This window comes from Nocardia sp. NPDC019219, from assembly GCF_040632645.1.
In the GTDB taxonomy this organism is placed as follows: domain Bacteria; phylum Actinomycetota; class Actinomycetes; order Mycobacteriales; family Mycobacteriaceae; genus Nocardia; species Nocardia sputorum.
In genome coordinates this window covers 586,573-603,143 of sequence record NZ_JBEYCG010000002.1, presented here as the reverse complement: position 1 = coordinate 603,143, position 16,571 = coordinate 586,573, and the positions used below count along the sequence as shown (strand labels likewise).

The window sequence follows — 16,571 nt, the reverse complement described above, 5'->3', positions numbered from 1 at the left end:
GGTCAGCCGGGTTGGGTGTAGGTGATGTGGGAAACCAGGTCCTGGTGATCGGAGAAGTTCACGTTCTTGTAGGTGAAAGTTTTCCCGCCGGGAAAGACGAAGTTGTCGACAATCGAGACCGGGAGGGCCTTCAGGTTGCACGGCGCGATACATTTCAGCCAGTTCTGAATATCGTTCTCGAGGTCCTGGATGTTCGCGATCCAGGCCAGGAAACCCGAAGTATGCAGCTTATAGGAATTGTCGATGTTCTGGATCGCAGGGTCAGAGGTGACCAATCTGCCATTCTGATCTACGTCCAGGGTGTAGGTCTCGTTGATCGTCTTGTCGACCACGTTTCCCTTGTCTCCACTGCTCGGTGTATGCCAGACCTCCGCGTAGACAACCAGGTGCTGGCTGATCGTAATCGTGTTTCCCTGGAACGTGACCGACAAGTCGAAAGACGTTGACAACGTCATCCCACCCACGGCCTCGCCCAACCAGTGGGCCTCGTCGTGTTGGGAGGGAGGGGCGTAATGGAAGGTGAGGACGGTGGCGCCGCTGGTGTCCTTGCCCTGGGTCACCGTCGGGGACTGCCCCGGGGTCAGGCTCCATTTATAATTGGTTGTGTCCCCCAGAAAGCCGGACTCCCACACAGACACCGAGGGCAGCATGCAGTTGCCCGGCACGTAATCCTTCAACTGATGGTAAAAGTAGTTTCCGAACGTGTTCCGGTTGATCGCGATGACTCCGTCCGACTCCGACAGCGTGTCCACCCAGTTCCACCCGAACTTCACCGGTGGCGGTAGCGCGTCTTTATCGGCCGCGCACAGGTAATTCAACGTGGCTAGATCCCGCTGCTCCTTCGTCGGGTTTGCAATCTCCTGCCCGTCAGATCCCAGAAAAGGCGACACCTGAAAATTGAAGTCGGTCAGCGTCAGTGTCGCCGGCGGCGCGTCCTGCTGGGCGATCATGACGCCCATCAGAGGCTTGTGCTCCTTCTGCATCTGGGTGAAGTACGCTCCGACGAAGTCCTGCTCGAGCATCGTGTAGAGGAGGGTTCCCGGCTTTACTCCCTCGATCGTGGGCACCGTTTCCAGTGCCGCGTTGTCCAGGTCGTAGAGAAGTTGCTGCACACTGAAGGCATTGTCACCGAGATTCTTGATCTGCTGCTGCACATCCGGCGGGAGCTTGGAGTAGGCGCTCTGGTCCACTGTGGACAACCGCAGGTCGACCTTCGTGCTGAATATCCACGGCGCATCCTTTTGCTGGTCGAAGCGATCCCATGTCGCGTCCGTGTTGTATCCACCCGGGGGAGTGAGATTGACGATGGCGAATTCGGCGCACAGCAGATTGAATCCCACGGTCGCCGTGTCGCCTCCGAGGTCGACGATGTCCGGGATCTTCTGCGGCGACGACATCGGCGGCAGCCCCAGTTGGGCCTGAAAGCCGAACATGAACCTCGCCGAAATCAGCTTCTTGATATCGGTGTCGTTGGCTGCGTCGACATTCGCGGGAATCGCGAACGGATCCACGCCGGATTGCTGCTTCAGTTTGGCGTAGTCGATCGAGACGGGATGCCCTTTGTCATCGGCCACATAGCAAGCGGTCGTCACAGGTTCGGCGATCGCAGCAAGGAATTCCTTGAGTGTCGCGTTGATGCTCCCCTGCGTGGTCGCTACCACAAAATCGTACCCGTAGTGCGGATCCGACAGATCAGAATCATTCGAGCTCATGACGTCCCCTTGTCCACGTGTCCAAATGGCGAGCGGAAAAGATCTTCTCCCGTGCATCGGGAGTTTAATACTCCGCCGAGCCGCGGTTGTCGATGTTTGCCATGTCGATGCTTGCGGCGATCAGGAGTCACATTTCAGCGAACGATATGCGATGGGCATGAAAAGGCGATACTGTGCCGGAGGTCTGTTATGTCCGGCGACCGCTACACAGTTGGTTTCGTTCGGCGCACGAAATCAAGGTTTCTCATCTCAATTGGCCGCTGACATATGCAGCGCGCGGCTTTCGCCCCCAGGCGCTCTGCTGCAAGCGCAGATGCAACATCGCTGGCGAGTCGGAGCGTCGGAACCAATCCAGTTGCGGGATGGAGCCTCGAAGGCCTTGCGGCGTTCCCAGCCACCGTGGCGGCTGGCTTGCCGCTGGTCGTGCGCCACTCAGCTTTCATGGGCCTCCCAGCGCACGCCCTGTCAGGTCGACCGGCTGATCTTGCACATGCCGCAGGACGCGGCAATCGGTGGCTGGTGGGAGCGCCCGAGCGTGCGATCGGCCGGCCGGCAAGGGCGCGATGACGGCGGGGAGATCTATCAGTGCGTTCATGTGCAGGGGCGCATCCGGGTTGGACACGTCCATGCCGCTATGGCGATAGAACTCGGTCAATCCCACTGTGTCGGTGTTGAATTGGCCGTAGACCACGCTCGCTCCGGCATGGCGGGCGATGGATCTTCATCGTCACCAACGCCGCGTGCAGGACGGTCGCGGGTCCCTGCATCGCCATTTGTGCGCACAGGAAGAACGAGGGTCCGGCTGACAGGCGGCCGATGGAACGGTCGTCGGCGACGGCGACCGGCGGCATCGTTCGCGCGGCCAGCAGTTGATACCGCTCAGCTGCGGTCGGCCACGCATCCGACAGGTGGGTGTGTTCGGCGGTCGCGTCCTGCGGTTGCCGCAAGGCCGCGCGTGCACCCTGGCAAGGGTACCGAAAAGGCCGCCCGGAAAAGCCCTGGTCAGCAGGCTACTTTTCGGGTTCCAGTTCCCGTGGTCGGGCCGCTGCGGCCGTCACGACCCGGTATCCGAGATCGCCGCACCGATGGCTGCTACCGCGGCGAGTGGTGCAGGCGGCGTTTTCGCGGGGGCGTAGTGAGGGTATGTCGTCGCCGAAGTGGTTCTGCCTCGCGGTGGGCGGGGTAACCGGGCGATCGAGAAGAGGGTGCCGAGTGGGCGCTTCGACATTGAAGCCGGCACGCGCCGAGCAACGCGTGGACGGCACTGTCATCGAGTTGAATCTCGAGGCCGTGTCGTTGGGGCAGGTGCGGGCCGCGGTGCGGCGCCTGCTCGAGCACGCCTCCGGTATAGCGGTCGAGGACGCGGTGCAGGTATGTGATGAATTGGCCAGTAACGCTGTCGTGCACGCCCGCGCGCCGCGCGGCTGCCGGTTGATCATGGCCTGCCACGACCGATTCCGGGTGGAGGTCGAGGACGCCTCACCCGCTCGAGCGCGGATCCGTCGGCCCGACCACACCGGCGGGCGCGGGTTGATCCTGGTCGAGCAACTCGCTTCTTGCTGGGGTGTCGACTACCACGGCGGCGGCAAAACGGTGTGGGCCGAACTCGGCACCCGGCGCGGCGGCTGGTGAGGTTCAGCTGCCCGGGTGGGGTTCGGGTGGGTTCCGCCGGGAGAGTTCGGCGTTGAGTTCGCGGGCTTCGGCAAGCTGGTTTTCCAGGGCGATGATCCGGCACGCCGCCTCCAGTTGCGTGCCCTCATCGACCAGCGCGCGGACGCGGGCGGCGATCCGCAACTGGTAGCGGGAGTAGCGTCGGTGCCCGCCTGCGGAGCGCTGCGGTGTCAGCAGATCGGCGGCGTCCAGGCCACGCAGGAAGGCGGGGGTGACGCCGAGGATTTCCGCGGCCCTGCCCATGCTGTAGGCGGGATAATCCTCATCATCGAGCCGCTCAGCAGCACTGGAGGTATCGAGGGGGTCTGCGGGGTCTGTGTTCGGTTGCGGCACAATACCTCTGGATCACGTCGACAGGCCCCGGCGCGTTGTGCGCCGGGGCCGGGATATCGAGGGGTTTCACGTTTCCGTCGGTCGGCCGGTACTGCCGACGTCGGGCACCGCGCCCGGCAGCCCGGGACACGGCATCTGGGAAGAGCTGTTCAGTGACCACCTCCTGGACTGCCGGTCAGGCTTACGGTAGTTCGCCATCCCCTCCGGCGGCCCGGCCGACTGCACCGGATTCTCTTCTCCGCCGGAGGGGAGGTCAATCTTGCTTCCGGTGCAGTTCACCTGCCCGGCCAACCAGACTTCTCATCTCCAACGACAAAGAATGTATACCTCCTCTCCCCCAATGTCTACACCCCGCGCTACAGATTTTCTCCGTCCGAGCAGGTGTCTTTGTTGAACACACGTGGTTCGTCCCCGCACGACCGCCCCCAGCAGGTCGGCTTCACCACCGACGCCGCCAGGTCAATGCTGGTCGTGGTAGCCGTTGAGCGTGGTGGCGTGGTGGGTTCGGGCTTGGCGGGTGGGATGTGTGCACAGTGATCGCAGTCTGGGCAGGCTGTAGTGGTGCCAGGTGTGTCGCGCACCCGTTGCCGACGCACCGGCCACAGTGCCGCCCACTGCCCGGTGAGCACGTCGAACACGGTTTCGCGGTCGGCGTCCAGATCGACGGTGAAGTGCAGGCGGTGGCGGCGCGGCGCGAGGTCGGTGGGCTCGCGCGGCGCCGCCGTGGCCTGGGCGGGGCTGCGGGCGATCAGCCAGTCCCGGACGAAGGGGAGCCGGACGACACGCAGTGGCGCTACGCGGACAATCCGGTCGCCGAGTGGCTCGGCTCCGACGAGCGAACCAACCACGGCGGCGAGGCGAATCCGGAGGGCGAACCCGCGGTTCAGGGCACCAAACCGTTCACCCATGAACAGCACATGCCGGGCTGACCCGCCGATCTCAGGTTCCGGCGGTGGCGGGCAGCACCAGCTGCTCGCCACAGCCACGCGTGAAGGCGGCTGCCGCCGTGGTCGCGTGTGCGCGTCCTCGGACGATTGCCCTGGGCGGCTTACCGTGCGTGCTTTTGGGCACACGGGCGGTGAGTGACCACCGACCGTAGGAGACGAAATGCGATCACTACGACGTCTGCTGGCGCCCGCGGCCTTGGTGGCCGGGTTGGGATTGTGCTGTGCTCCCGGGAGCGGCTATGCGGCGCCGGTCGCCCTGGGCGGACAAGACAGCACGTATCTGACTGTCTCGCATCAGTCGCATATGGCGGAAATTGTTTCCGGTGCGCGCGCCGCACCGATCGGCGCGTGTCCGCAAGTGCGGGAGATCGGCGCGATGCTGGTGTCCGATCACACGCGGCTGGACGCGATGGGCGCGGCCATCGCCCTCCCGAACGGAGTGGTGCTGCCGCTGACGCCGAACCCCGACCAAACCCAGCAGCTTTTGAGCACCGGGATGAAGATGGGCCGGGATTTCGACCTGGCCTGGCTGACCATGCAGGAGAACTTCCACATCCAGGCGCTGCAGGCCGGTGCTGTAGAACTATCGACCGGCGACTCCGAGCAGGTGACGGCCCTCGCCCGCGACGCCGAGCCGATTATCGAGCACCATTTGATGTTGATCCGCGACGCCCGCACCCGGTGCTGAGCGCCGAGGCAGGGCACCGCGAGCAAAGCGGCGGCGGAGAAGCGGCTGATCGGGTGGCCGTCGCCCGACGAGGGTAGCGCCGCATCGACGGCGTTCCGACACCGAAGTTCGCCCGTCCAGAAGGAGTCGATCGCCATGACACACCGCATCGAACCACCCGAGGCCGTGACGGTTACCGACCGCAGCCGCCCACGGCTCACATCCGGTGTCGGCGTGGCTCGCGCCCACGGTGTGTTCAATGTCGTCGGCGGGTTGTGGCCGTTGCTGCATCGCCGCAGTTTCGAGGCCGTCTTCGGCCCGAAGAACGATCATTGGCTGCAATACACCGTCGCGGGGCTGCTCGCAGGCAACGGCGTCGCGCAAATCCTGGCCAGCTTTTCACCTGTGGGAGTGGCCGACGCGCGCCGCATCGGGGTCATCACCGCGACATGGCTGCTGGCGATAGATCTGAAGTATGTCCCCAAGGGCGACATTCCGAAGACCTACCTGCTCGACGCCGCAATGGAAGTAGGCTGGTTGGCGGCGTGGTCGGGTCCGGGCCTGCGGGCTCGTCTGCAGAGTTGATTCCTGCCTGGTTCCTGGGTTGTCCGGCACCGTCGGACACTCCGCCATTCGTTCGGTTTCGACTCTCGCTACTCGGGTACGTCGTGGGCGCCCGGATGACGAAGAAGGTGCACGATGGCAGCGATGGCCCGTGAAATCTCACCTGTCGAAGCGACGCGGCCGTACCCCGCGCGAAGGGGCCCGAAAGGCTCGTTCGTGTGGAAAATGGTCACCACCACGGACCCGAAGGTGCTGGGTATCCTCTATTTGACCTCGGCGACCGGTTTCTTCCTGGTCGGCGGCTTGATGGCCCTGCTGATGCGCGGTGAACTCGCCAGGCCGGGACTGCAATTTCTTTCGACGGAGCAATACAACCAGCTGTTCACCATGCATGGCACGATAATGCTGCTGTTCTATGCCACGCCCGTGGTATTCGGGTTCGCCAATGCCATTCTGCCGTTGCAGATCGGCGCCCCGGATGTCGCGTTTCCCCGGCTCAACGCCTTCAGTTACTGGCTGTATTTGTTCGGGGCGACGATGGCCACCGCTGGTTTCCTCACCCCGGGCGGCGCCGCCGACTTCGGCTGGACGGGCTACACACCGCTGAGTCTGGCCGAGCACTCGCCCGGCGTGGGCGCGGACTTGTGGATCATGGGTTTGGCCGTCTCCGGTCTCGGCACCATTCTCGGCGCGGTGAACATGACCACCACGGTGATCTGCCTGCGCGCGCCGGGGATGACGATGTTCCGGATGCCCATCTTCACCTGGAACATCCTCGTCACCAGCATCCTCGTGCTGCTCGCGTTCCCGATTCTGACGGCCGCGCTGATGGCTCTGGCCTACGACCGGCACCTCGGCGGGCACATCTACGATCCCGCGACCGGCGGCTCGATCCTGTGGCAGCACCTGTTCTGGTTCTTCGGCCATCCCGAGGTCTACATCATCGCGCTGCCGTTCTTCGGAATCGTCACCGAGGTGATCCCGGTATTCAGCCGCAAACCCATCTTCGGATACACCGCCCTGGTCTACGCCACGCTCGCGATCGCCGCGTTGTCGGTGGCGGTGTGGGCCCACCACATGTACGCCACCGGTGCGGTGCTGCTGCCGTATTTCTCGCTGATGACGTTCCTGATCGCGGTGCCCACCGGCGTCAAATTCTTCAACTGGATCGGCACCATGTGGCGCGGCCAGCTGACCTTCGAGACGCCGATGCTGTTCTCGGTCGGGTTCATCGTGACGTTCCTGCTCGGCGGCCTGTCCGGTGTCATCCTCGCCAGTCCGCCACTGGACTTCCATGTCACCGACACCTACTTCGTCGTCGCGCACTTCCATTACGTGCTGTTCGGAACCATCGTGTTCGCCACCTTCGCCGGCATCTACTTCTGGTTCCCGAAGATCGTCGGACGCTTCCTGGACGAAAGATTGGGCAGAATCCACTTCTGGACGACTCTGATCGGCTTCCACACCACGTTCTTGATCCAGCACTGGCTCGGCAACGAAGGCATGCCGCGCCGATACGCGGATTATCTGGCGACCGACGATTTCACGCTGCTGAACACGATCTCCACCCTCGGATCCTTCCTGCTCGGTGTCTCCATGATCACGTTCGTGTGGAACGTCTTCAAAAGCTATCGCTACGGCGAGGTGGTGACCGTCGACGATCCCTGGGGGCAGGGCAACTCCCTGGAATGGGCGACCACTTCCCCGCCCCCGCGGCACAATTTCTTCGAGCTGCCACGCATTCGCTCCGAGCGGCCCGCGTTCGAGCTGCACTACCCGCATATGTCCGAACGCATGCGGGCCGAAGCCCACGCGGGGCGCACAACCCACGTCACACCCGTCGCCATCGCGAAAGCAGACCAGCAAGCCGACACCGACCAGACACCACCCTCCGGCGAATAATTCTGGGCTTCCCCATCCACGCCGGCATTTCACCCAGCCGGGATCCGAGGCCGACCGTGAGTGCCACTCCGGGCATCGCCTCCTCAGCGGGGCGCCGGTGCGGGGAGCTCGCCCTCGGCTATCTGCTGCGCGGTGGCGTACGCGAGATGCAGGAAATCGGCGCCGGCCAAGGCGGCAGCCGCGTCCGTCACCACACGCGTCGCCCGCGGAGCGAAGACATGCCCGATGGTCAAGCCGGTGACAACCCACACGTCGAAGCAGAACGGGCAGCTGAGCAGTTCGCCGATGCTGTGCGCGACACCCTCGCGGGCCTTGGGCTCCTCGGCCACCTCCCCCGGGCCGCCGTCGTGCGAGCCAGGACGCGTGAACGGGGCCCGCACGGGCGCGGTGACCGAGGCCTTCGTCCCCAAGCGGGACAGCTTGTGCGCGGCGAACGCAGTTACGACCAGGTCGCCGACACTCATCGCACCCGGAAGCTTTCGCCCCGTCACACCGCCCAGCAGCGCGACCGCCGCTATCACCGTCACATAGGCCACGATCGTGGCGACATAGCCGCGCAGGGAACGGGGGTTGTCGGTCATGACCGACACACTGCGGGCACGTCGTGAATGATCGAACGCGTTCGTCGCATCGTTGGCCTCCTCCGGCACCGAGCAAATTCCCCTCCGGCCTACCCTCACCGCAGCAGAGCAAACTGGCGACGCCGCCGACGGCCCCATGCCCGGGCACCCGCGCGGACAAGGGCGACCCGCGGGCTGCGGGTGTAGCGGGATGGAGGCGGCGGCGGATGCCGGCGCCGCCCGCGGGCCGAGACCACGCGAATCAGGCCGCGGTCGAGTCAGGAACTGCCTGCACGTGCGGCGGTCGCGGCCAGGGTGGTGTAGTCCATCGTGAAGGATCCGCCCAGAGCGTCGATGGCGTCGCCGACCGCGTTCAGAATCTCGGCCAGCTGATCGGGACGGAGTCGAGTGAGGCCGCCCGTGGTGGGGAGCAACTCCAGCCATTGGTCGCGCGTGTAGGACTGCTGCCAGTCGAATCGCCACTGTTCGGGATCACCGAATCGCCCGGTGTCGCGGATGTGGTCGGCGATTTTCGCGTATCCCGTCCGGTAGAGCTCGAGCGGACGTCGAGCAGGTCGGCCGCTGAGCGGTGAGTCCGGCGCCACCCGCCGGTAGGCGGCGGCGAACGGTTCTGCCACCTCGGCGGGTGGCTCGTACACGTGACCGAAGATCGCCAGCCGTCCCCCTGGACGCAGCACGCCGGCCGCCTTCGCGACGCCGGCAACCGGATCCACCCAATGCCACGACTGAGCGGCGACGACCGCATCGAACATCCGGCCGCCCGGCTGCCATGCCTCGAAGGTCGCGACCTCGACCCGCAGACCGCGGGCTCGTGCGAAATCAGCCATCCGCGCATCGGGTTCGACGCCGAGCACCCTGCACCCCGCCGCCTGGAACTGGCGGGCCGCGATGCCGGTACCGCAGCCCACGTCGAGCACGTCCACCCCGGGCGTCCCGGCGAGGATCCGCGCCACCAAGGCCTCGGGGTAGCCGGGGCGGGCCTGGTCGTAGCGCTGTGCGTCCACGCCGAACGACACGGCCATCCGCTGGGACTCCTCCGGCTGCGCTGGGGACGGTTCTGTTTGCTCTCGCGGCATAATGGGCATGCGCCCACCTTAGTGGGCGCATGCCCACTAAGCAATAATGTGGCTGATCGACGCACGAAAGGAACTGTGAGTGCCGACTGGAGTGCACCTTCACGACGCGCGGCAGCAACTGTTCGACGCCGCCGACCGCGTGCTGCTGCGCGCCGGGCCGAACGGGCTGACCAGCCGGGCTGTCACCGACGAGGCGGGCTGCGCCAAAGGGGTTCTGCACCGGCACTTCACCGACTTCGACGCCTTCCTCACCGCACTTGTGCTCGACCGGGCCGCGCAACTCGAAGCGCAGGCGAGTGCACTGCGCGCGTCCGCGGGCTCGGGCACGGTGGCCGCCAATCTGTCGAGCGCGCTGACCACGCTGTTCGGACCGGTTCCGGTCGCGATCCTTCCGCTCATCACCTTCCGTGACGAGCTGCGCGCACGACTGCGGCAAGCCAGGCCCGGCGGCGGCATGGCGATCCTCGCCGAGGCGACAACCGCGATCTCCACTTATCTGACCGACGAGCGTGAACGCGGCCGCATCGCGGCCGACGCCGACATCGAATCGCTCACCCTGTCCCTGGTCGGTGGCGGGCATCTGTTGTTCACAGACCGTGACGCCGGCCCACCCACCACAGCAGCGGTCGAAAAGTTCGTGGCAGCGGTGATTTCCGACGCGGTGCAACGACGACCGGCCTGAGCCGAATTGCTGTGCCCGCGAATGCCGGTGCCGACACCACCGCAGAACATACGCGCGCCGGCCGCAGCCCAGGACGAGTGGCCTCGGCAGCCCGGGCATCGGCTGGTGGTGAAACTCGTCGGTGGACTACGACACCCCGCTACTCTGTGGTCCGAGGCCTTGCGCCTGCATGCCTGGCACCCGAGACTGCATGCCCTGCCCTGACGGAGGACGGACCGAAGCGATCGTGAACGGCGTGACGGAACCCGACCGCAATGAGAACGTCATCTTCGTGGCGATGCCAGGCACCATCCGAGGCGACAATGCCCGTTGTTGAAGACATCGTGAAGTCGACACCATTGCCGGCGGAGATCGACTCGGCCGTCCGCGCGCTGATAGCGTCATACCGCGCGGCCGCGACGTAACGACGGAGTCCCAGATCTCTGTGATTTCAGCAGCATCGGTCAGCGACCCTTGGCCGGGAATCCGGGAAGCCGTGGGATCCCACCGCGAAATGCGTTGTCCACGATGAACCCTTCGCATGAGGTTCGCGTTTCGGTGCTGGACACAGTACCCATCACGCAACAATCGAACGCGAGCACAGCGCTGCGTAACAGCGTGGAACTGGCGCGGTTCGCCGATGACCTCGGCTACCACCGGTACTGGGTGCCCGAGCACCACGGCATGTCCGGCGTGGCCGGCGCGGCACCGGCAGTCGTCGCCGCACACGTGGCGTCGGTGACACGGCGGGTCCGGGTCGGAGCAGGCGGGGTGATGTTGCCCAACCACGCTCCGATCGTCATCGCGGAACAGTTCGGCACTTTGGAGGCCTTCCACCCGGGACGAATCGACCTCGGACTCGGCCGTGCGCTCGGCGGACCCCGCGCAATCACCAACCGCCTGCGCAGCGAGCACGACCGCACGGCCACGTCGTTCGAAGATCAGGTCCGCGAACTGATCGCCCTGTTCGGCACCGACGGCCCCGTGGCGGCTGTGCCTGCGGCAGGCAACAGACCCGAAATCTGGATGCTCGGCAGCGGTGACCACACCGCCCGGATCGCGGGCAGTCTCGGGCTCCCGTTCGCCGCCGCCCACCATCTGAAACCGCGGAACACCGAGGAGGCCGCCCGGACCTATCTGCAGGCGTTCCAGCCGTCGTCGATCTGCCCTACTCCGCGAATCTCGATCAGTGTGGCGGTCATCGTCGCCGACAGCGACGAACAAGCTCGGTGGCTGGCCGGATCGCTGAGAATGAAGATTGCCCGGCGACGGCAGGGCCGACCGATACGGCTCCCCAGCCCCAGAATCGCTGAAGCACATGGGTACGCGCGGAGTTGGAACACAGACGATGCGCTGACCAGCGTATTCGTCGGAGGAGCCGCGACCGTACTGCCGCAGTTACAGGCACTGATCAATGCGACCAGCGCCGAGGAGCTCTTGGTCAAGACCGATTTGTATGACCCGAGTGATCGCTTGCGATCCTACGAACTGTTGATGAACAACGCGGTTCAGCGCCTACGACTGACGGATCGACTTCACCAGCACGTTCCTGATGTATCGCGTCCGAAGCCGCGGCCCGAGGCGCGGGAGACGCGCCCGGACTAGCGCTGGAGCGCGGCGCGGCAACAACTTTCGGCGCGTCGGCGTTCACGAGTAGACCTCCTACCACGCCGAAACGATCGACATCGCCGACGGCTCCGTCGCGACACCGGCACGGTGGGTGAGAGTTTGCGGTTGCGAATTCGGTCAATCCTGTCGAGCAAAAGCTAGGTGGGGTAACCGGATCGGTTAGCCTGGGAGCGAGTCAGGGAGGCTGCTCATGCCCATCAAATACCGTCAGCGCAAATCCTTCGGGCCGCTGAAACTCAACTTCACACAATCGGGCCTGTCCTCGTGGAGTATCAAGATCGGCCCGTGGTCCTGGAACTCCCGCAGCAAGAAGAACAGTGTCGACCTGCCGGGTCCACTGAGCTGGCGCCAGCGTTGACGAGGTATCACCGCGAGCGCTGACGGCGCGCTCACCCGTGATCGTGCCGCAAGCCGGTGAGGAGATGCGCAGTGCGGCACCTCCGGGTCGCTGTCCAAGGCGGCGTAGGCGATTTGGATCAGTCGCGGGAACTGCGGGGCCGGCATGTTCCACCTCACAGGGATTCGCGTTGACCATCACATACGTGTGAAGGCTCACCGATCCGCGCACTCGCGGCGCGCTGCTCGACGAGCAACTCGAAGCCATCCGGAAGATCTGGACCGAGGATCTCGCCGAAATTTACGGCCGCTTCCTCGATTTCGACCCCATGTACGCGTGGCCGACACCCGTGCAACGGCCGCATCCGCCGATCTTCCTCGGCGGTGGGCAGGCGGCGGCCGAGCGCGCGATCCGACACGGGGTCGGCTGGCTCCCCGTCGCGGTGTCCGACCCGGCCGCGATCCCCGCTCAGCTGTCCGCGCTCCACGGCAACGACCTGCCGGTCACCGTCGCCTTCGTCGCGACCGATCGGGCCTTGATCGACGGCTATGCCGAGTCCGGGGCGCAGCGATTGCTCTTCAGCCTCCCGACCCTCCCGGAATCGGAAACATTGCGTGCCCTCGATGACATCGCGAAGCTGGCGGGTCACCACCTGGGCTGAAGTTTTGCGCGCCAGATCTTGCCTTGACGTCGGCGACAAGGTCTACCGTTGCGGCCCTGGGGTGATGAGGGCGCACGCCGATTGCTCGAATGCCCACTCGCACAACAGCTCCGCTACCCGTCCGAACCTCTCCGCCGATGGTTCCGCGCCGACACACGCTCGAAGGAATGTCTGTGAAATTCGCGATCTGCTACAGCACGCCATTCAACGGCACCGATCCCGACCGGCTCGTCACGTTCGCCCGGCACGCCGAACGGTGCGGTTTCGAGGGCCTGTACCTGCAGGATCACATCGTGCTGTACCCCGGCGCGTCCTACGGTGCCGGAGAACTGCCGCCGACCCTGCCCTACTTCGATCCACTGGACTGCCTGAGTTTCGTCGCCGCGGCCACGCAACGGCTGCTGCTCGGCACCGGCGTCCTGTTGCTGCCCTACCGCCATCCCGTGGTTCTCGCCAAACGTCTGGCCACCATCGATGTCCTGTCCGGAGGGCGCATGCGGCTGCTCACCGTCGGGCTCGGCGCCCTGCCGGGCGAGGCGCAGGCCGTGGGCGTGGACTTCCGCACTCGCGGTCGCCGCGCCGACGAGGCGATCGACGTGCTGCGACTGCTGTGGTCGGGTGGTCCCGAGGGCGTCGGCTACCACGGCGAGTTCTACGACTTCGACAATCTTTGCAGTTACCCGAAACCGTTCGAGGTGACCGAGCTGCCGATTCACGTGGGCGGATCCAGCCGAGCCGCCGCCCGACGGGCCGGTCTCCGCGGCAACGGCTACTTCGCGGGCGGAATGCTCGACGAAGCCGAGCGTGCGGTGCAGATCGAGCTGGCCCGCAAGGCAGCCGCGGAAGCGGGCCGGGACCCGGCCGCCCTGGAGTACACCCGTTGGGGCTCGGCCGATCTGACGGTCGAGCGAGCCGGGCAACTCGAGGAGCACGGGGTGACGCGGATCGTCGTCAACCTGACCGCGGCGACCGCCGCCGAGCAGCACGACAAGATGTCGCAATTCGCGGAACGATTCGATCTCGCGACCGATTAGTCACCTGGACTCCGCGCGAACGTTCGATGCCGATGGCACGCGACCGGTTCACACCTTCCGGAATATCCACCTCTCACGGTCGCTTTCCCGGTTGGGCACCAACTGTGGCCGATCGTTCGAGTAGATGCCGATGACGAATTCGTCATCGCTGGTGGCGATGGGGATATCTCGGGGAAATCGGGTAGATCCCAGCCGTAATGATCGTCGCCGCACAGCAGTCGGCCATTCGCACGGATGGCCGAGAGATGGCCGCCGGTCTTCTTGTTGACGATGTCGAAGTCGCCCTCTTCTGGATTGGCCGGGCACGTCCACAGCTGGGCGTCGTCGCCGGCGGCCCGCTGCTGCATGGTCACACTGTCCGCGTCGCCGTCGACCGCCAGGGCCTGGCCGGTCTCGTAATTGATGATCTGGTACGTGGTAGCCATGGTCTCGTCCTCACTGTGTGAGCGCACCGCTACCGAGCTCGACACCGCCGGTGACGCTGCGCTGATCCCGTAGTCGTCGTCCAAGGCGAATCGCCGCGAGCAAGTACAGCAGAATCGGCGGGACGCCGAAGCGAATTCCGTGGACTGGATCCCGATCGCGATCAAACGGCCCCACTGCGCGGTAATTCATCCGAAAGAGGTGAGGGAAGTGGCCGTGGCGTATTCATATGCTGCCACCGGGTGCGCAGCTTCCGGGAGCCACAACATGTTCTGGTCCGGTGACCGATCCGCACCACGAAGCGGTGCGATCTCCGCTGCGATGCGGCGAGATGCGCACCATTGATCCTCGTGCGCCGAGCGCACCCCTGAAAGGAGACGATCGATGACCGATACCGGCATGGGGACCAAGCGCAAGACCGTGCCTTTGTCTTCGCTGACCGAGCAGCAGCAGCCCGCCGAACGGAGTTCGCCCGGCTGGTACAAGCTGTACAACGACACGAACGCCTACGTTTCGGTCTACCGGCAAGAATGGGACAAGCCCAAATCTCTGTTCATCCTGGCTCCCGGTCAGACCAGCTCGGAATACGAGGCCGGGCACGAGATCTTCATCTTGTGGATGTCGAATGTCGGCACCGAAACGACGCCGATCACCTGGGACAGTTCCGGTGGGTTCAGCTACGAGTACGTGCAGAGCGGGTACACGCAGTCGAACCAGGTGAACAACGTGAGCTCCTTCGGATAGCGGTACGGGTCGATAACCGGAGGCGGTCACGTCCGACGAGAAGGCCGCCGACCGGGTACGGGGAGTTGGCCGAAAGTGTGGATTTTCTGACCTCAGGTGTTTGACGTGGAGCTTTGTCCAGGTCATAGCGTTGTCATCATGAGCACACCTTCGATCGTCATCATCGGCACCGGTTTCGGCGGGCTCGGCATGGCGATGGAACTCCAGCGTGCGGGCTTGGACGACGTCACGATCCTGGAGCGGGCCGAGGACGTAGGCGGCGTCTGGCGGGAGAACACCTACCCCGGCGCGGGCTGCGACATCCCCTCGCCGCTGTACTCCTACTCGTACGCACCGCGCACCGATTGGCCGAAGCGGTTCTCCCAGCAGCCGGACATCCTCGCCTACCTGCGCGGCATCGCCCGCGACCACGACCTCCTGCGCAAGATCCGGTTCCGCACCGAGGTCACCGAGGCGGAATTCGACGACGCCGCCGGACGCTGGACCGTGCGCACCGCCGACGGCGCCCAGCTGACCTGTGACGTGCTGATCTCCGCCGTCGGGCAGCTCTCGCGGCCCGCGCTGCCGGACATCCCCGGGGTGGAGACCTTCCGGGGCACGGCGTTCCACTCCGCCGAGTGGGATCACCAGGCCGATCTGACCGGCAAGCGGGTGGCAGTCATCGGCACCGGCGCGAGCGCGGTGCAGTTCGTGCCCGCGATCGCGCCCTCGGTGGCGCACCTGACGCTGTTCCAGCGCTCGGCGGCGTGGATCATGCCGAAGCCGGATGTCGAGTACAAAGCCTGGCATCATCGCGCGTTCCGGCTGCTACCGGTCACTCGCCTCACCGAGCGCTTCGCGTTCTGGCTGTTCTGCGAGTTCCTCGCGCTCGGCATCGTCGACGTGCCGATCATCCGCAAGCTGGTGACGCGGATCGGCCTGCGGCAGCTGCGGCGTCAGGTGGCCGACCCGGAGCTGCGCGCCAAGCTGACCCCGGACTATCCGGCCGGCTGCAAGCGAGCACTCTTCTCCAACGACTACCTGCCCGCGCTCACCCGGCCCAACGTGACAGTGGAGACCACCGCGATCACCGAGATCACCCCCGAGGGCGTGCGCACCGCCGACGGCGTGCTGCACGAGGTGGACGCGATCGTCTACGGCACAGGCTTCAAGGGCACCGAATTCCTCTGGCCCATGCGGGTTTCCGGACGAGGCGGGCGCAAGCTGGCCGACGAGTGGGCGCAGGGCGCCCGGGCGTACCAAGGCATCACGGTGCCCGGCTACCCGAACTTGTTCCTCATCTACGGCCCGAACACCAACCTGGGCGTCGGTTCGATCGTCTACATGATCGAATCGCAGGCCCGCTACATCCGCCAGGCCGTCCAGCGGCTCGCGGAGCGTCCGGGCCGGGTACTCGAGGTGCGCCCCGAGATCGAGGCCCGGTTCGACGGGCGGCTGCAACAGCGCCTCGACCGCACGCCGTGGAACTTCTGCTCGAGCTGGTACCGCAACGCGGCCGGGCGGATCACCAACAACTGGCCGGGGACCGTCACCAGCTACCGGTGGCACACGCGCAAATTCGACCCGGCGGACTTCGATTCGAAGCTCGTCTCTTGACCCGGCCTGCCTCGTCCGTGACAGCAACTTCGA

At 65.3% G+C, this 16,571-nt stretch carries 16 protein-coding genes and 1 pseudogene; 12 read left to right on the top strand and 5 right to left on the bottom strand.

What is annotated here, in order from left to right; all coding sequences use genetic code 11:
- Positions 1-2: 2 nt before the first annotated feature.
- Entirely contained in the window at positions 3-1,712 is a 1,710-nt protein-coding gene (locus ABZ552_RS07335) for a hypothetical protein (protein ID WP_281879076.1), read from the bottom strand.
- Positions 1,713-2,924: 1,212 nt separating this feature from the next.
- Between ABZ552_RS07335 and ABZ552_RS07330 the strand changes: the two genes are divergently transcribed.
- Positions 2,925-3,344 carry an ATP-binding protein gene (locus ABZ552_RS07330; protein ID WP_281917912.1) on the top strand — a complete coding sequence of 140 codons (420 nt, stop codon included), beginning with the start codon at positions 2,925-2,927 and terminating at the stop codon, positions 3,342-3,344.
- Between the two features lie 3 nt (positions 3,345-3,347).
- Here the strand turns inward: ABZ552_RS07330 and ABZ552_RS07325 are convergent, their stop codons facing one another.
- Positions 3,348-3,716: a MerR family transcriptional regulator gene (locus tag ABZ552_RS07325; protein ID WP_357435988.1), complete on the bottom strand. Its 369-nt coding sequence runs from the start codon at positions 3,714-3,716 to the stop codon at positions 3,348-3,350.
- A gap of 584 nt (positions 3,717-4,300) precedes the next feature.
- On the opposite strand from ABZ552_RS07325, the gene ABZ552_RS07320 reads away from it, so the two are divergent.
- From ABZ552_RS07320 to ctaD, 4 genes are all read left to right on the top strand, one after another.
- Positions 4,301-4,645: a hypothetical protein gene (locus ABZ552_RS07320; protein WP_357435987.1), complete on the top strand. Its 345-nt coding sequence runs from the start codon at positions 4,301-4,303 to the stop codon at positions 4,643-4,645.
- 178 nt (positions 4,646-4,823) lie between these two features.
- Complete coding sequence (locus tag ABZ552_RS07315) at positions 4,824-5,351, top strand: DUF4142 domain-containing protein (protein ID WP_357435986.1); 528 nt, start codon at positions 4,824-4,826, stop codon at positions 5,349-5,351.
- A gap of 135 nt (positions 5,352-5,486) precedes the next feature.
- Entirely contained in the window at positions 5,487-5,915 is a 429-nt protein-coding gene (locus ABZ552_RS07310) for a hypothetical protein (RefSeq protein WP_281917909.1), read from the top strand.
- Positions 5,916-6,029: 114 nt separating this feature from the next.
- A complete protein-coding gene (gene ctaD, locus ABZ552_RS07305; protein WP_281879067.1) occupies positions 6,030-7,796 on the top strand; it encodes a cytochrome c oxidase subunit I in 1,767 nt (588 codons plus the stop codon).
- Positions 7,797-7,879: 83 nt separating this feature from the next.
- Here ctaD and ABZ552_RS07300 read toward each other — a convergent pair whose 3' ends face one another.
- Both ABZ552_RS07300 and ABZ552_RS07295 read right to left on the bottom strand, forming a co-directional pair.
- Positions 7,880-8,377 carry a DUF1360 domain-containing protein gene (locus ABZ552_RS07300; protein WP_281879065.1) on the bottom strand — a complete coding sequence of 166 codons (498 nt, stop codon included), beginning with the start codon at positions 8,375-8,377 and terminating at the stop codon, positions 7,880-7,882.
- Between the two features lie 257 nt (positions 8,378-8,634).
- The gene (locus tag ABZ552_RS07295; RefSeq protein WP_281879064.1) at positions 8,635-9,399 is read right to left on the bottom strand and encodes a class I SAM-dependent methyltransferase; all 765 of its coding nucleotides are present in this window, start codon (positions 9,397-9,399) and stop codon (positions 8,635-8,637) included.
- Between the two features lie 133 nt (positions 9,400-9,532).
- Between ABZ552_RS07295 and ABZ552_RS07290 the strand changes: the two genes are divergently transcribed.
- The 5 genes and pseudogenes from ABZ552_RS07290 (at position 9,533) to ABZ552_RS07270 (ending at position 13,775) form a co-directional block, all read left to right on the top strand.
- Complete coding sequence (locus ABZ552_RS07290) at positions 9,533-10,135, top strand: TetR/AcrR family transcriptional regulator (RefSeq protein ID WP_281917907.1); 603 nt, start codon at positions 9,533-9,535, stop codon at positions 10,133-10,135.
- 507 nt (positions 10,136-10,642) lie between these two features.
- A complete protein-coding gene (locus tag ABZ552_RS07285) occupies positions 10,643-11,719 on the top strand; it encodes an LLM class flavin-dependent oxidoreductase (RefSeq protein WP_357435984.1) in 1,077 nt (358 codons plus the stop codon).
- A 214-nt stretch (positions 11,720-11,933) separates the two neighbouring features.
- Positions 11,934-12,101: a DUF4236 domain-containing protein gene (locus tag ABZ552_RS07280; RefSeq protein ID WP_159837753.1), complete on the top strand. Its 168-nt coding sequence runs from the start codon at positions 11,934-11,936 to the stop codon at positions 12,099-12,101.
- A 211-nt stretch (positions 12,102-12,312) separates the two neighbouring features.
- A pseudogene (locus ABZ552_RS07275) lies at positions 12,313-12,741 on the top strand (LLM class flavin-dependent oxidoreductase); the annotation flags it as partial.
- Positions 12,742-12,908: 167 nt separating this feature from the next.
- Positions 12,909-13,775: a TIGR03619 family F420-dependent LLM class oxidoreductase gene (locus ABZ552_RS07270; RefSeq protein WP_281879059.1), complete on the top strand. Its 867-nt coding sequence runs from the start codon at positions 12,909-12,911 to the stop codon at positions 13,773-13,775.
- Here ABZ552_RS07270 and ABZ552_RS07265 read toward each other — a convergent pair.
- A complete protein-coding gene (locus ABZ552_RS07265) occupies positions 13,772-14,200 on the bottom strand; it encodes an RICIN domain-containing protein (protein ID WP_357435981.1) in 429 nt (142 codons plus the stop codon). The two genes, ABZ552_RS07270 and ABZ552_RS07265, sit on opposite strands and share 4 nt — an antisense overlap.
- 382 nt (positions 14,201-14,582) lie before the next feature.
- Here ABZ552_RS07265 and ABZ552_RS07260 point away from each other — a divergent pair, with 382 nt between their 5' ends.
- Both ABZ552_RS07260 and ABZ552_RS07255 read left to right on the top strand, forming a co-directional pair.
- Positions 14,583-14,942: a hypothetical protein gene (locus ABZ552_RS07260; protein WP_281879057.1), complete on the top strand. Its 360-nt coding sequence runs from the start codon at positions 14,583-14,585 to the stop codon at positions 14,940-14,942.
- Positions 14,943-15,080: 138 nt separating this feature from the next.
- Positions 15,081-16,538 (top strand): NAD(P)/FAD-dependent oxidoreductase, encoded by a 1,458-nt coding sequence (locus ABZ552_RS07255; protein ID WP_357435979.1) that lies wholly within the window; start codon positions 15,081-15,083, stop codon positions 16,536-16,538.
- Positions 16,539-16,571 lie beyond the last annotated feature (33 nt).

Excerpts from the sequence above, each read along its gene's own strand:
- ABZ552_RS07295 (WP_281879064.1), bottom strand. The coding sequence starts at position 9,399 with ATGGCCGTGTCGTTCGGCGTGGACGCACAGCGCTACGACCAGGCCCGC.
- ABZ552_RS07315 (WP_357435986.1), top strand. The coding sequence starts at position 4,824 with ATGCGATCACTACGACGTCTGCTGGCGCCCGCGGCCTTGGTGGCCGGG.
- ABZ552_RS07255 (WP_357435979.1), top strand. The coding sequence starts at position 15,081 with ATGAGCACACCTTCGATCGTCATCATCGGCACCGGTTTCGGCGGGCTC.
- ABZ552_RS07265 (WP_357435981.1), bottom strand. The coding sequence starts at position 14,200 with ATGGCTACCACGTACCAGATCATCAATTACGAGACCGGCCAGGCCCTG.
- ABZ552_RS07300 (WP_281879065.1), bottom strand. The coding sequence starts at position 8,377 with ATGACCGACAACCCCCGTTCCCTGCGCGGCTATGTCGCCACGATCGTG.
- ABZ552_RS07285 (WP_357435984.1), top strand. The coding sequence starts at position 10,643 with ATGAACCCTTCGCATGAGGTTCGCGTTTCGGTGCTGGACACAGTACCC.
- ABZ552_RS07260 (WP_281879057.1), top strand. The coding sequence starts at position 14,583 with ATGACCGATACCGGCATGGGGACCAAGCGCAAGACCGTGCCTTTGTCT.
- ctaD (WP_281879067.1), top strand. The coding sequence starts at position 6,030 with ATGGCAGCGATGGCCCGTGAAATCTCACCTGTCGAAGCGACGCGGCCG.
- ABZ552_RS07270 (WP_281879059.1), top strand. The coding sequence starts at position 12,909 with ATGTCTGTGAAATTCGCGATCTGCTACAGCACGCCATTCAACGGCACC.
- ABZ552_RS07335 (WP_281879076.1), bottom strand. The coding sequence starts at position 1,712 with ATGAGCTCGAATGATTCTGATCTGTCGGATCCGCACTACGGGTACGAT.
- ABZ552_RS07310 (WP_281917909.1), top strand. The coding sequence starts at position 5,487 with ATGACACACCGCATCGAACCACCCGAGGCCGTGACGGTTACCGACCGC.
- ABZ552_RS07280 (WP_159837753.1), top strand. The coding sequence starts at position 11,934 with ATGCCCATCAAATACCGTCAGCGCAAATCCTTCGGGCCGCTGAAACTC.